The following is a 13,153-nucleotide window of genomic DNA, read 5'->3' on the forward strand; positions in this document are numbered from 1 at the left end:
TGGTGGCACAGTCAGTGCTTGATCGATAGAGCAGGAGTGCGTCGTGCCGGCAGACGGACCGCCCCCGCTCAGGGTGGACGCTGAGACCGCGATCATCCTGCGCGAGGCCTATCACAAGATCCAGGCGCTGTTCCGCGCTGACCACTACGGGCTGTACGACTATGTGCGGGTTGTGGTGGCGAAGGTCGCGCAGGTGGACACGTTCTATGTGGGGTTCCTGCACGGGACGAGCAAGGTGCGGTATCCGTACGGGTACGACGAGGGCCGGTACGTCGACCCGGACACGCACAGCTTCGGGCCGCATGGGCAGACGGCGTGGTTGGTGAAGCATCGGCAGACGTATCGGCTCGCGTATGACAACGGGGCGGCGTTGCATGCCGGCGTACCGATCGGGGCGGTGGGGCGGCGGTCCGAGGATGTGGTGACGGTGCCGATCTTCCGGCCGGTGAAGGACGGGCCGGATCAGTTGTTCGGCATGTTGTCGATGCACAGTTATGAGCCGCACAGCTACGACGACAACGCCGTACGAGCGTTTGAATGGTTGGCGGGTGTGGTGGAGCGGGTGCTGACCCGGGAGGGTGAGGACCGGGATGCGTTGCGGCGGTTGCCGGCGGGGGATGTCGGGCCGGGGCTGCTGACGTCGGATCACGTGATGGAGTACCTGACGCATCGGATCGCGTCGATCCGGGAGATCGCGACCGAGGCGCTGACGGCGGACTCGGTACCGATGGAGGTGCACGGGCATCTGGTCCGGATCGTCGACACCACCGAGCACATCCAGTCCGAGCTGATCGAGATGCTGATGGACACCGACGAGGGGCCGGAACGGCGGTTCGCCGGGTTGACGAAGGCTCAGCAGGGGATTGCGGTGCTGCTGGCGGACGAGCTGGACAACGACCAGCTCGCGGCCGAGCTCGGGATCAGCCTCAATACGGTGAAGACGCACCTCAGCGCGATTCTGCGCAAGTACGGGATGGCGCACCGGGCCCAGGTGGCCGACGACGTACGGAAGTACCTCGCCCCGTAGACATACTTGAGGCATTGAAGTAACTTCCCGGGTGGCTCGTTTATTAGGAATTATCCAGTCCGCCCTGGAGGCTCCCGTGGATCCGTTGTCCCGTCGTACGTTCCTGGCCGCGAGCGGTGGGTTGCTGGCCAGTGTCACGCTGCCGGTCGCCGGAGCAGAGGCCGCCAAGCCGACCGCGCCGCCGACCGACCTCGCGAAGTACCGGCCGGTGCGGGCGTCGTCGAGCGCGTACGCCGCGACGCCGCCGGAGTTCGCGGTCGACGGTCTGGCAGTACCGGGCGTGCGGGGATCAGGCTGGCGGGCGGCGGGTACCGATCCGCAGTGGCTGGTCGTGGACCTGCAGGCGAAGTGCAAGGTCGAGTCGGTCCGGCTGACCTTCGAGGCGACGTCCAGCGACCCGGCCTTCGATTTCTCCGGCGGCAACCCGTACGGGAACACGACCGGTCAGGAGCTGCTCTCGAGCTCACCGCTGGACTTCCGCGTCGACACCTCGACCGATGGCTCCTCGTGGCGGACGGTCTATCAGGCGAGCGACAGTACTGGTGGCACTGTCGACGTCACGCTGGACAGCCCGGTCACTGCGCAGTACGTGCGACTGACCGCGAGCCGTCAGGCGAACACGAACGCCCTTGGCCTCAACGGTTTCCAGGTCTACGGTACGGCGACCTCCGCGCGCCCGGTCGCGACCGGCTGGACCGATTGGGGTAAGCACGCGGACCGCCCGCAGGCGTTGACCAAGGCGGCCGATGGAACCTTCCCGATCGAATCCGGCTGGACGCTGACGATGGACGCCTTCACCGGTGTGGATGGCACCGGTACGGATGGCGCCGGTACGGATGGCGCCGGTACGACGGATGGCGCCGTACTGGCTGATGCGCAGATGGATACGTCGGGCTGGCTGCCTGCCGTCGTACCGGGGACCGTGCTCGGATCGCTAGTGGAGGAAGGGCATTTCCCGGATCCGGTCGAGGGGATGAACAACCTCGAGATTCCGGAGGCGCTGAGCCGGAACGTGTGGTGGTACCACCGGAAGTTCGATCGGCCGGCGGGATCGGGGACGCGGGCGTGGCTCGAGTTCGACGGGATCAACCACCAGGCGGATGTGTGGCTGAACGGGATTTCGGTCGGTACGGTGAAGCATCCGTTTGCTCGCGTGGCGCTGGACGTGACGGCCGCGTTGAAGGCGAAGAACGGGCTCGCGGTGAAGATCACGCCGATGCCGCACCCCGGATCCGCTGGTGACAAAGGGGATGCGGGACAAGCGTTTGTTCAGGCGGCGACGTTGTACCTCGACTCGCCGACGTTGCTCTCGGCATCTGGTTGGGACTGGATGCCTGCGGTCCGCGACCGCGCGGCCGGGATCTGGAACCACGTCCGGATCCGCTACACGGGCGACGCCGTACTGGGTGATGCGCGGGTGGTGACGAAGGTTGCCAGCCAGTCTCGGGCGACCGTCACGGTCAGCGTGCCGGTGCGCAACGCCGCGTCGGCTGCGCGCACAGTCACGGTGAAGGCCGCCTTCGACGGGCATACGGCGAGCAAGACGGTCACACTGGCCGCTGGCGCGAGCGCGAACGTTGCCTTCGACACCGTTGCCCTCGACAACCCCAAGCTCTGGTGGCCCAACGGGTACGGCGATCCCGCGCTACACACATTGACCGTCACCGCGACCGTCGGCAGCACTGTCAGCGATAGCCGCAAGACGACCTTCGGTATTCGGGAGTTCGCGTACGACTACGAGATCCCGATCAAGATCGACCCGGCGACCAACAGTGCACGGCAGACCGTCACCATCGCGAAGCAGACCGCGCGCCACCTCAGGATCCAGGGCCGACGACGGGCGACGGGGTGGGGTTATTCCCTGTGGACGCTGGCGATCAAGGACAGCGCGGACCCATCGGTGGACCTCGCGAGGTCCGGTACGGCGACCGCCTCGTCCGATGACGGGAGCCCGGCGGCGAATGCGATCGATGGCAACGACGGGAGTCGCTGGTCGTCGGCGTACAACGACAACGAGTGGATTCAGGTCGATCTCGGGACACCGAAGACCTTCGATCAGGTGGAGCTGCTGTGGGAGACGGCGTACGCGTCGCTGTTCGAGATCCAGGTGTCCGATGACGGCAACGAGTGGCGCAAGGTGCAGGAGGTCAACAACGCGCCGGTGCCGCTGAAGATCAGCGTGAACGGCGTCCGGATCTTCTGCCGCGGTGGCAACTGGGGCTGGGACGAACTGCTGCGCCGGATGCCCGAGGAGAAGATGCGTGCGGTGATCGGCATGCACCGCGACATGAACTTCACGATGATCCGGAACTGGATCGGCTCGAGTACCCGCGAGGAGTTCTACCAGGCGTGCGACGAGAACGGCATCCTGGTCTGGAACGACTTCTGGGAGGCGGGTCCGTTCACGGACAACCTGCCCGGGTACGTCGAGATCGCGCGCGACACGATCGTTCGGTACCGGACGCATCCGTGCATCGTGATCTGGTGCGGGGCCAACGAGCAGCACCCGCCGGCGGCGATCGACGCCGGGATCGCCGCGGCGGTACGTGAGGAGGATGACGAGATCCTCTACCTGCCGGACTCGGCAGCCGGCTTCGTGTCCGGGCATGGGCCGTACTACTGGGTCGACCCGGTCAAGTACTTCGACGCGAACACCTATGACACCTTCAACTTCGGCTTCCACACCGAGATCGGGATGCCGACGATCCCGGTGGTCGAGAGCATGCGGAACCTGGTCGGCCAGGACGACCCGGGCTGGCCGATCGGTACGCCGTGGTACCACCACGACTGGTCGACGCACGGGAACCAGCACCCGGAGACATATCTCGGCGCGATCGACGAGCGGCTCGGATCGTCGAGCGGGCTGGAGGAATTCACCCGCAAGGCGCAGTTCGTGAACTACGAGAACATGCGGGCGATGTTCGAGGCCTGGAACGCACATCTGTGGACTGACGCGTCGGCTTTGTTGCTGTGGATGTCGCACCCGGCGTGGCATTCGACCGTGTGGCAGACGTACGACTACGACCTCGACGTGAACGGCAGCTACTACGGCGCCCGCAAGGGCTGCGAGGCGATCCACGTCCAAGCGAACCAGACCGACTGGACCACGGTCGTCCTCAACCACACGATCAAGCCGTTGACCGCGTCAATGACCGCCGAGCTCTACGACCTGAACGGAGTCCGCCTCGGAACGCAGAACCAGTCGATCACCGTTGCTGCGAGCAATAAATCGGAAGGATTCAAGGTTGCCTTCGGCGCCGATCTGCCGGCGCTGCATCTACTCCGTCTCAAGCTGACCGATGCCGCAGGCAAGGTTCTCTCCGAGAACACCTACTGGCGCTACCGCAAACCGACCGACGTCCAGCGCCTCAATTCCCTGCCGACGGCGAAACTCGACGTACGGACAACCGCCGTACGCGGCAAGCTGACGGCCACCATCCGCAACACCGGTACGTCGGTAGCAGCCCTCACCCGTCTGTCTCTCCGCGACCGCGCCGGCAACCGAGTCCTCCCCGCCACCTACACCGACAACTACTTCTGGCTCCTCCCCAACGAGACCCGCACAGTAGTAGTCAGAACCCCCACCCCCACCACCGGCCTAAAGCTCCACGCCGACCCCTACAACAACTGACCCCACCGGGCGGGCGAACCCTCCAACTCGACGGTCATCCCTTGAGCTGGAGGGTTGCCCCCTGAGATTTCGCATGGGCAACCCTCCAACTGAGTGGGCCTCCCCTGAGTTGGAGGGTTGCCGCTTCAGTTAGGGGGTTGCCCCCTGAGATGGAGGGTTGCCCCAGGGAAATCTCGATGGGCAACCCTCCGGGGCGATGGGCATCCCCTGAGTTGGAGGGTTGCCGCCTGAGTTGGAGGGTTGCCCGCTGAGTTGGTGGGTGGGGGTTAGTAGGAGCGGGCTACGAACGCGGTCAATCCGCGTTCGTTGTCTTCGGTGGGGAGGGTGCCGTCGGCGCGTTGGAGGCAGCGGACGGTGATGGCGGACTGGGCCAGGCGGTCTTCGCCTTCCTCGCCGACGGCGTCGTACGGGAGGGTGGCCCAGCCGGTGGCCGCGGCTTCTACCGCTTCGTCGACGGTGGTGACCGCGGTCGTGCGGGCGGCGTGGCGGGCGACCGCTTCGTCGTGCAGCCAGGTCTGGTCGACCGCCAACGCCTCGACGACAGTCGACACCACGTCCGCGAGGTTCACGGTCGACTTCGCTGACGCGCGCAATCGCCGTACGACGGTTGCCACGCCCGCGGCCAGGTCGCGCGGACCGATCTCGATCCGCACCGGTACACCCTTGAGCTCCCAGTTGACCGCCCGGCGGCCGAAGGGCTGGTCGGTGCGGTTGTCGAGATGAACCCGTACGCCGGCCGCCCGCAGGTCGTCGGCAATCTGACCAGCCGCCTCGACGGTTTCGTCTTTGACAGCCAGTACGACGACCTGCGTGGGAGCCGCGATCGGGGGGAGACGGAGTCCGGCGTCGTCGCCGTGCACCATGATCAGCCCGCCGAGCATCCGGGTCGAACTGCCCCAGGACGTCGTCCACGCCAGCTCACGCTGTCCCTCGCGGGACAGATAGCCGATGTCGAAGGCTCGGGCGAAGTTCTGCCCGAGCTCATGCGACGTACACATCTGGAGCGCCTTGCCGTCACCCGTCATCGCCTCGAGCGTGATCGTGTTCACCGCACCCGCGAACCGCTCCCGCCGCGTCTTCCGCCCGACCACGACCGGAATCCCCAGGATGTTCGTGATGACGTCGCGATAGACCTCGATGGCGATCCGCGTCGCATAAGCTCGCGCCTCATCAGCTGAGGCGTGCGCCGTATGCCCTTCCTGCCAAAGGAACTCGGTCGTCCGCAGGAAGGTCCGGGGCCGCAGCTCCCAGCGGACGACGTTCGCCCATTGGTTCAGGAGCAGCGGCAGATCGCGGTAGCTCTGGATCCATTTCGCCATCGACTCGCCGATGATCGTCTCCGAGGTCGGCCGGATCACGGCGGGCTCCTCGAGCTGCTTGCCGCCGGCGTACGTGACGACCGCGAGCTCGGGGCTGAAGCCCTCGACGTGCTCGGCCTCCCGCTGGAGGTAGCTCTCGGGGATCAGCAACGGGAAGTAGGCGTTCTCCGCACCGGCCGCCTTGATCCGCCGGTCCGTTGCCGCCTGCAACAGTTCCCAGATCCCGTAGGCATACGGTCGGATGATCATCGTGCCCCGCACCGGCCCGTTGTCGGCGAGCTCGGCTTTGGCAATCACATCCTGGTACCACCGGGGAAAGTCCGTCGCCTGCGCGGCAAGCACGGATCGGGTCGCTGTCATGCTCGCCAGTGTAGGAATCTCTCCCGACCGCGGCCACGCATTTCCTAGCCGTACAGCCGCCGGTACTCCGCAACCGCCCCGGGATGCAAGGGGATTGGGTTGGTGACGACGAGGGACTGCAGGTTGAGGTACTGCGCTCCGACGGCGGAAGGTGGGACGAGCAGACGAGCCTGTCGGGCCAATGTGTTCGTGACCGCGCGTGCGACGGCGGTCGGCAGGTCCGGTCGGCAGAGCAGGAGATTGGGGATGCCCAGTACGGCGACCGCGGTGGGCGCCTGGTAGACCCCAGCCGGGACGAGCACGTCCTGATAGACGGATCCATAGGTACGGCGAAGTGGGGCGAGCCAGGCGCCGAGTGGGAGCAGCCGAATCGGGACCCGGCGACTCAGCTTGCCCAGCGTCGTGGTCGGGACCCCGCCGGACCAGAACATCGCGGCGACCTGACGATCGGCCAGCGCGGTCGCCGCCTTTTCCAGCGGAAGGTGGTCCTGCCGACAGTTCACCCCCGCGGCCGTGAGTAGCCGAGCCGCGGTGACGGCCGCCCCGGAACCACGCGCGCCCGCGGAGATCGTCGTACCGGCTAGGTCGGTGAGGGATTTGTACGGGCTGTCCGCGCGGACCACGCACTGCAGGTAGTTCTCGTAGACGCGGCCGAGCGCGCGCAGATCGGGGCCGGACGTGATGGCGTCCGCGAGGCTGAGAGCCAGATCGGTTTCCCGCGCGGCGAGCAGCCGCAGGTTGTCCGTACTCCCACCGGTCTCGCGAACCACCACCTCCCGAGCAACCCCAGCCAACCGCAACTGAATCGCCAGCAACTGCGCGAACTCCAGATAGAACCCACCGGTCTCCCCAGCCGCGATCGTCAACCGCTCAACCGCCGGCCCCCGACTGCACCCCGCCACCGCCAGAGCAAGGGCGCCCAACACCGCAGTCCGCCGCCTAACCCCAGCGCTAGCGTCCGAAGACACGCCGACCACGTCATCCGATCCTTCGGACGTTGCGAGGAACCCCGCGCTAGCGTCCGAAAACACGCCGACCACGTGCTGCGTTCCTTCGGACGTTGTCATGGGGCTTCGGGGAGGTGGAGGGTGGCGGTGAGGCCGTGGGGGTGGGTGGGGGAGAGCGTGAGGGTGCCGCCGATGGCGACGGCGGTTTGTTCGGCGATGGCTAGGCCTAGGCCGGTGCCTAGGGTCGAGGTACCGCCGCCGCGCCAGAAGCGTTGGGTGGCGACGGGCAGGTCCGCTGCGGGGATGCCGGGACCGTCGTCAGAGACCTGTACGACGATGCCGTCGTCGACCCGTGATGAGGAGACGACGACGGTGGCGCCGGGGCCGGCGTACTTGATGGCGTTGTCGAGGAGGACGCCGACCAGTTGGCCCAGGTCGTGCTCATCAGCGGCGGCGACGAGCCCCGCAACGGTGTTCAGCTCGAGGGTGATGCCGTCCGCGGTTGGTTGCCAGGTGTCCACCTCCTCCTGCAGAACGGCCTCCACCAAGCAGGTTGCGGTGGTCGGCGTACGGAGGCCGTCGATGATGCGGCTCTCGATCGCGGCCAGCTTCAGAAGGCCGGCCAGTACATCCTCCAACCGCGATAGATCATGCTGCACATGCGTGATCCCAGGGCTCGAAGCATCCAACGCATCCACCCGCAATCGCAAGGAAGCCAACGGGTTCCGGAGCTGATGGGAGGAGTCGGCAACCATTTGTCGCTGTACGTCGATCGACCGCCGAACCGTTGCCCCCATCACCTCAACCGCTCGCGCCAACCGCCGCAACTCAGGTGGTCCACTCGCCTGCAGCGACTGATTCCACCCACCCGAACGCCCCAGTTCCACGACCGCGTCCTCCAGCTGACCCACCGGCCGGATCACCCACCGCGCAGCCTTGGACGCCATGAACAGCAACAACAACTGAGCCGCCACCGCGGCAGCACAGATGATCGCCCACGACCGCCGTATGTCGCCAATCGCCGACCCGGCATCCACCGCCAGAACCACCGCACCCGCTGGCTCTTGCGGCGATCCGACCGGCGCTGCGATCAGCGTCCGCGCAGCAGTCCACGGCCGCAGAGTGTCGATCGTCAACTGCGGCAGATCCCGAGCGGCCAACTCCGCGACCGCACCCACTCCAGGCGACGTCATCGACATCCCACCCGTCGACACCATCACCTGCCCGGAAGCATTGGTGATCAGCACGGCCTCGTCGTACAGCTCCTCATGCCGCGAAGCCTCCAGCTGCACACCGCTGTAGTCGCCGGAAGCCGCAGCCTGCCCGGCCAGCCCGGCAAACCGAGCCAGCGTGGTATTCCGGGCAAGCTGCAAACCCTGGGTCCGAGTGTCGGAAACCGAGTCCAGGAACGGAATCACCAGCGCCGCGAGCAGGACGAACGAGACGACCGCAAGGACGCCCATCAATCGGGCCCTCATGGTTCGAGTCGATAGCCGAACCGGCGGATCGTGGTGATCACCGGCCGGCCGAGCTTCCCGCGTAACTGATGCAGATGCACGTCCAGCGCCTTCGATTTGGTGACGAACGCATCGCCCCACACCTCGTCCTGGATCGCTTCCCGGCTCACCGCCGTACCGGCCCGGCGAGCCAGCGCGGCGAGGACGTCGAACTCGATCGGCGTCAGGTGGATCTCCGAACCGTCGAGCGTCACCGACCGCAGCCCGAAGTCGATCCGCAGCCCGCCCGCCTCGTACGTCGTACCGTCCGGGGCCGACCGTCGATACCGGCGAGCCGAGGCCTCGATCCGGGCGAGCAGCTCAGCCAGCCGGACCGGCTTGGTCAGGTAGTCGTCCGCGCCGAGCCGGAGCGCGAGCACCACCGAGCGTTCGTCGTCGCGGGCGGTGAGCACGATGACCACCACGTCGTCGACCCGGCGGAGCTTGCGCAGGACCTCCAGACCGTCGATGTCCGGCAGGCCCAGATCGAGCAGGATGACCTGGGCCTCGGCGTGCCGAAGCAGGACGTCTTCGCCGCGGCTGACGAGCGTGACCTGGTGACCGTTGGCGCTCAGCACATCCTGGAGGGACCGACCTAGTGCTTCGTCGTCCTCGGCGATGAGTGTGCGCATTGGGTCATTGTGCCGTCGGTGTCCGCGGTCGGCCCACCGGACGGGCCGTGGAGTGCTGAGCCTTCATCTGGCCGCGCGTCTCGGTCATGGTCAGGTAGACGATCAGGCTGATCAGCGCACACCCGGCGACGTAGTAGTAGAACGACGACTCGTGCCCGGCGTCCTTGAGCCACAGCGCGACGTACTCCGCCGTACCGCCGAAGATCGCCACGGTGACGCCGTACGGCATGCCGACCCCGAGCGCGCGGATCGCCGTCGGGAACAGCTCGGCCTTCACGATCGCGTTGATCGAGGTGTACCCGCTGACGATCACGAGTCCGGCCAGCATCAGCAGGAACGCCGTCACCGGGGTCGCATCCTCCAGGGCGGTGAGGATCGGCACGGTGAGCAGTGTTGTACCGATGCCGAAGAAGATCAGCAGCGGCCGCCGCCCGATCTTGTCCGACAGCAGGCCACCGACCGGCTGCAGCAGCACGAAGATCAGCAGGGCAAAGAAGTTGATCCACGTGACCTGCGACTTCTCCAGGCCGGTCGTGTTCACCATGAACTTCTGCAGGTACGTCGTGAACGTGTAGAACGCGACCGTGCCACCCAGCGTCAGGCCCACAACCGTGAGCACCGCGCGCGGGTGCTTGGCCAGTTCGCGCAGCGAGCCCTGCTGGAACCGACGGCTCTTCGGCTGTGCCTCGAACTCCGCCGACTCGTCCATCGACCGCCGCAGCCAGAACACGATCACCGCCGCAACAGCCCCGATCACGAACGGGATCCGCCAGCCCCACGTCGCCAGGTCGTCCTTCGACAGCGTCTGCTGCAACACGATCTGTACGGCGAGCGCTACCAGCTGACCGGATGCCAGCGTCACGTACTGGAAGCTGGAGAAGAACCCGCGCCTGTTCTCGGTCGCGACCTCGGACATGTACGTCGCGGAGGTCCCGTACTCACCACCGACGGACAGACCCTGCAGCAGCCGTGCTGTCACCAGCAGCACGGGCGCGGCGATCCCGATGGTCGCGTAACCCGGCGTACAGGCAATCACCAGTGAGCCCGTCGCCATCAGCGTGACCGAGAGCGTGAGAGCGGCCCGCCGGCCGTGCCGGTCGGCGTACCGGCCGAGCAGGAAGCTGCCCACCGGCCGCATCAGGAACCCGACCGCGAACACCCCCGCGGTGTTCAGGAGCTGGCTGGTCGCATCGCCCTTGGGAAAGAACACCGGGGCGAAGTACAGCGCGAACGCCGTGTAGACGTACCAGTCGTACCACTCGACCAGATTGCCGAGTGATCCTTTGAAGATATTGCTGACAACCCGCCGTGAATCCACGATGCCTCCTCGAACATGAAGTTGCCGCCACTCTCCGGGCTTCGGAAAGTGACGGCAACCACACTCACGGCATCCTTAACGGGCCTTAATTTAGATGCTCTGCAGAGCGTCGTTCCAGGTCTTCGACGGGCGCATGATCGCGGCCGCCTTGGCCGGGTCCGGCTGGTAGTAGCCGCCGAGGTCGACCGGCGAACCCTGGACGGCGATCAGCTCGTCGACGATCGTCTGCTCGTTCGTGGCCAGCGTCTCGGCCAGCTTGGTGAACAGGGCGGCGAGCTCGGGGTCGTCGGTCTGCTTGGCCAGCTCCTGCGCCCAGTACAGGGACAGGAAGAAGTGGCTGCCGCGGTTGTCGATCCCGCCGACGCGACGGGTCGGCGACTTGTCCTCGTTCAGGAAGGTCGCGGTGGCCCGGTCGAGGGTGTCGGCGAGGATCTGCGCCTTGGCGTTGCCGGTCGCCTGGGCCAGGTGCTCGAAGCTCGCGGCCAGCGCGAAGAACTCGCCCAGGCTGTCCCAGCGCAGGTAGTTCTCCTTGACCAGCTGCTGCACGTGCTTCGGCGCGGAACCGCCCGCGCCGGTCTCGAACAGCCCGCCACCGGCCATCAGCGGTACGACGGACAGCATCTTCGCGCTGGTGCCCAGCTCGAGGATCGGGAACAGGTCGGTCAGGTAGTCACGCAGCACGTTGCCGGTCACCGAGATGGTGTTCTCGCCGCGGCGGATCCGCTCCAGCGAGTACTTGATCGCCTCGACCGGCGCCAGGATCTTGATGATCAGGCCCTCGGTGTCGTGCTCGGTCAGGTAGCGGACGACCTTGTCGATGATCTTCGCGTCGTGCGCGCGGGTCTCGTCCAGCCAGAAGACGGCCGGGTCGCCGGTCGCCCGGGCGCGGGTGACGGCCAGCTTCACCCAGTCGCGGATCGGGTCGTCCTTGGTCTGGCAGGCGCGGAAGATGTCCCCGGCCTCGACGTCCTGCTCCAGTACGACGTCGCCTTCGCCGTCGACCAGGCGGACGACGCCCGCGGAGGCGACCTCGAAGGTCTTGTCGTGCGAGCCGTACTCCTCGGCCTTCTGGGCCATCAGGCCGACGTTCGGCACCGAGCCCATGGTGGCCGGGTCGAACTGGCCGTGCTCGCGGCAGTCGTCGACGACGACCTGGTAGATGCCCGCGTAGCTGGAGTCCGGCAGTACGGCGAGGGTGTCGGCCTCGGCGCCGTCCGGGCCCCACATGTGGCCCGAGCTGCGGATCATGGCCGGCATCGAGGCGTCCACGATCACGTCGGACGGCACGTGCAGGTTGGTGATGCCCTTGTCCGAGTCGACCATCGCGAGCTTCGGGCCGTCGGCGATCTCCGCGTCGAAGGACGCCTTGATCGCGTCCCCCTCGGGCAGCTTGGCCAGCCCGTTCAAGATGCCGCCGAGACCGTCGTTCGGGCTCAGACCGGCCTTGGCCAGCGTCTCGCCGTACTGGGCGAAGGTCTTCGGGAAGAAGGCGCGGACCGCGTGACCGAAGATGATCGGGTCGGAGACCTTCATCATCGTGGCCTTCAGGTGCAGCGAGAACAGGACGTCGTCCGTCTTCGCCTGGGCGACCTTGGCGGTCAGGAACTCGCGCAGCGCGGCCACGTGCATGACTGAGGAGTCGACGATCTCACCAGCGAGCACCGGAACGGTCTCGCGCAGCACGGTCGTCGCGCCGTCGGCGGCGACGTGCTCGATCCGCAGCGCGCCGTCGGCCTCGATCACGACCGACTTCTCGGTGGAGCGGAAGTCGTTCTCGCCCATGGTGGCGACGTTGGTCTTGGAGTCCGAGCTCCAGGCGCCCATGCGGTGCGGGTGCGTCTTGGCGTAGTTCTTCACCGAGGCAGGGGCGCGGCGGTCCGAGTTGCCCTCGCGCAGTACCGGGTTGACGGCCGAACCCTTGACCTTGTCGTAGCGGGCCTGGATCTCCCGCTCCTCGTCGGTCTTCGGCTCGTCCGGGTAGTCCGGCAGCGCGTAGCCCTGGGCCTGTAGCTCGGCGACGGCGGCCTTCAGCTGCGGGATCGAGGCGGAGACGTTCGGCAGCTTGATGATGTTGGCTTCCGGCGTCTTGGCCAGTTCCCCGAGCTCGGCCAGCGCGTCGGCGATCCGCTGGTCCTCCTTCAGGTACTCACCGAACAGCGCGATGATCCGGCCCGCCAGCGAGATGTCGCGGGTCTCGACCCCGACACCGGCCTGCCCGGCGTAAGCCTGGATCACGGGAAGGAACGAGTACGTCGCCAGCGCGGGCGCCTCGTCGGTGTGGGTGTAGATGATCGTCGAGTCAGTCACAGCCCCCACCTTAGTAGGCCCCTAGCCTCGGGATTTCATGTCGGTGGGGTTGGGTTCGGCGTGTAACGCACGGAAGTGCCTGTCTGGCGCGGGATTCTTGGCTTGTCGAAGGTCAA

General features: G+C 66.7%; 8 protein-coding genes. 2 read left to right on the plus strand and 6 right to left on the minus strand.

Annotated features, from left to right (window positions below; genetic code table 11):
- Nucleotides 1–43 precede the first annotated feature (43 nt).
- Both ACFVWG_RS40755 and ACFVWG_RS40760 read left to right on the plus strand, forming a co-directional pair.
- Nucleotides 44–1,027, plus strand: a complete 984-nt coding sequence (locus tag ACFVWG_RS40755) for a LuxR C-terminal-related transcriptional regulator (RefSeq protein WP_391548895.1) — start codon at nt 44–46, stop codon at nt 1,025–1,027.
- Nucleotides 1,028–1,103: 76 nt separating this feature from the next.
- Complete coding sequence (locus ACFVWG_RS40760; RefSeq protein ID WP_391548896.1) at nt 1,104–4,658, plus strand: discoidin domain-containing protein; 3,555 nt, start codon at nt 1,104–1,106, stop codon at nt 4,656–4,658.
- A 266-nt stretch (nt 4,659–4,924) separates the two neighbouring features.
- Here the strand turns inward: ACFVWG_RS40760 and proS are convergent, their stop codons facing one another.
- From proS to ACFVWG_RS40790, 6 genes are all read right to left on the minus strand, one after another.
- Nucleotides 4,925–6,337 carry a proline--tRNA ligase gene (gene proS / locus ACFVWG_RS40765; protein WP_391548897.1) on the minus strand — a complete coding sequence of 471 codons (1,413 nt, stop codon included), beginning with the start codon at nt 6,335–6,337 and terminating at the stop codon, nt 4,925–4,927.
- Between the two features lie 44 nt (nt 6,338–6,381).
- Nucleotides 6,382–7,404, minus strand: a complete 1,023-nt coding sequence (locus ACFVWG_RS40770; RefSeq protein ID WP_391548898.1) for a TAXI family TRAP transporter solute-binding subunit — start codon at nt 7,402–7,404, stop codon at nt 6,382–6,384.
- Nucleotides 7,401–8,762, minus strand: coding sequence for a sensor histidine kinase (locus tag ACFVWG_RS40775; RefSeq protein WP_391548899.1), 1,362 nt, complete (start codon nt 8,760–8,762; stop codon nt 7,401–7,403). Before ACFVWG_RS40775 ends, ACFVWG_RS40770 begins: the two co-directional genes overlap by 4 nt.
- Entirely contained in the window at nt 8,759–9,412 is a 654-nt protein-coding gene (locus tag ACFVWG_RS40780; protein WP_391548900.1) for a response regulator transcription factor, read from the minus strand. The genes ACFVWG_RS40775 and ACFVWG_RS40780 overlap by 4 nt, the downstream gene beginning before the upstream one ends.
- 4 nt (nt 9,413–9,416) lie before the next feature.
- Entirely contained in the window at nt 9,417–10,730 is a 1,314-nt protein-coding gene (locus ACFVWG_RS40785; protein WP_391548901.1) for an MFS transporter, read from the minus strand.
- A 90-nt stretch (nt 10,731–10,820) separates the two neighbouring features.
- Entirely contained in the window at nt 10,821–13,037 is a 2,217-nt protein-coding gene (locus ACFVWG_RS40790) for an NADP-dependent isocitrate dehydrogenase (RefSeq protein WP_391548902.1), read from the minus strand.
- Between the last annotated feature and the right edge of the window lie 116 nt (nt 13,038–13,153).

The sequence above is a fragment of the Kribbella sp. NPDC058245 genome, assembly GCF_042882005.1.
GTDB lineage: Bacteria > Actinomycetota > Actinomycetes > Propionibacteriales > Kribbellaceae > Kribbella.

Bases quoted from the DNA above. Each gene is read 5' to 3' on its own strand.
- proS (WP_391548897.1), bottom strand. From the start codon at position 6,337: ATGACAGCGACCCGATCCGTGCTTGCCGCGCAGGCGACGGACTTTCCC.
- ACFVWG_RS40775 (WP_391548899.1), bottom strand. From the start codon at position 8,762: ATGAGGGCCCGATTGATGGGCGTCCTTGCGGTCGTCTCGTTCGTCCTG.
- ACFVWG_RS40770 (WP_391548898.1), bottom strand. From the start codon at position 7,404: ATGACAACGTCCGAAGGAACGCAGCACGTGGTCGGCGTGTTTTCGGAC.
- ACFVWG_RS40780 (WP_391548900.1), bottom strand. From the start codon at position 9,412: ATGCGCACACTCATCGCCGAGGACGACGAAGCACTAGGTCGGTCCCTC.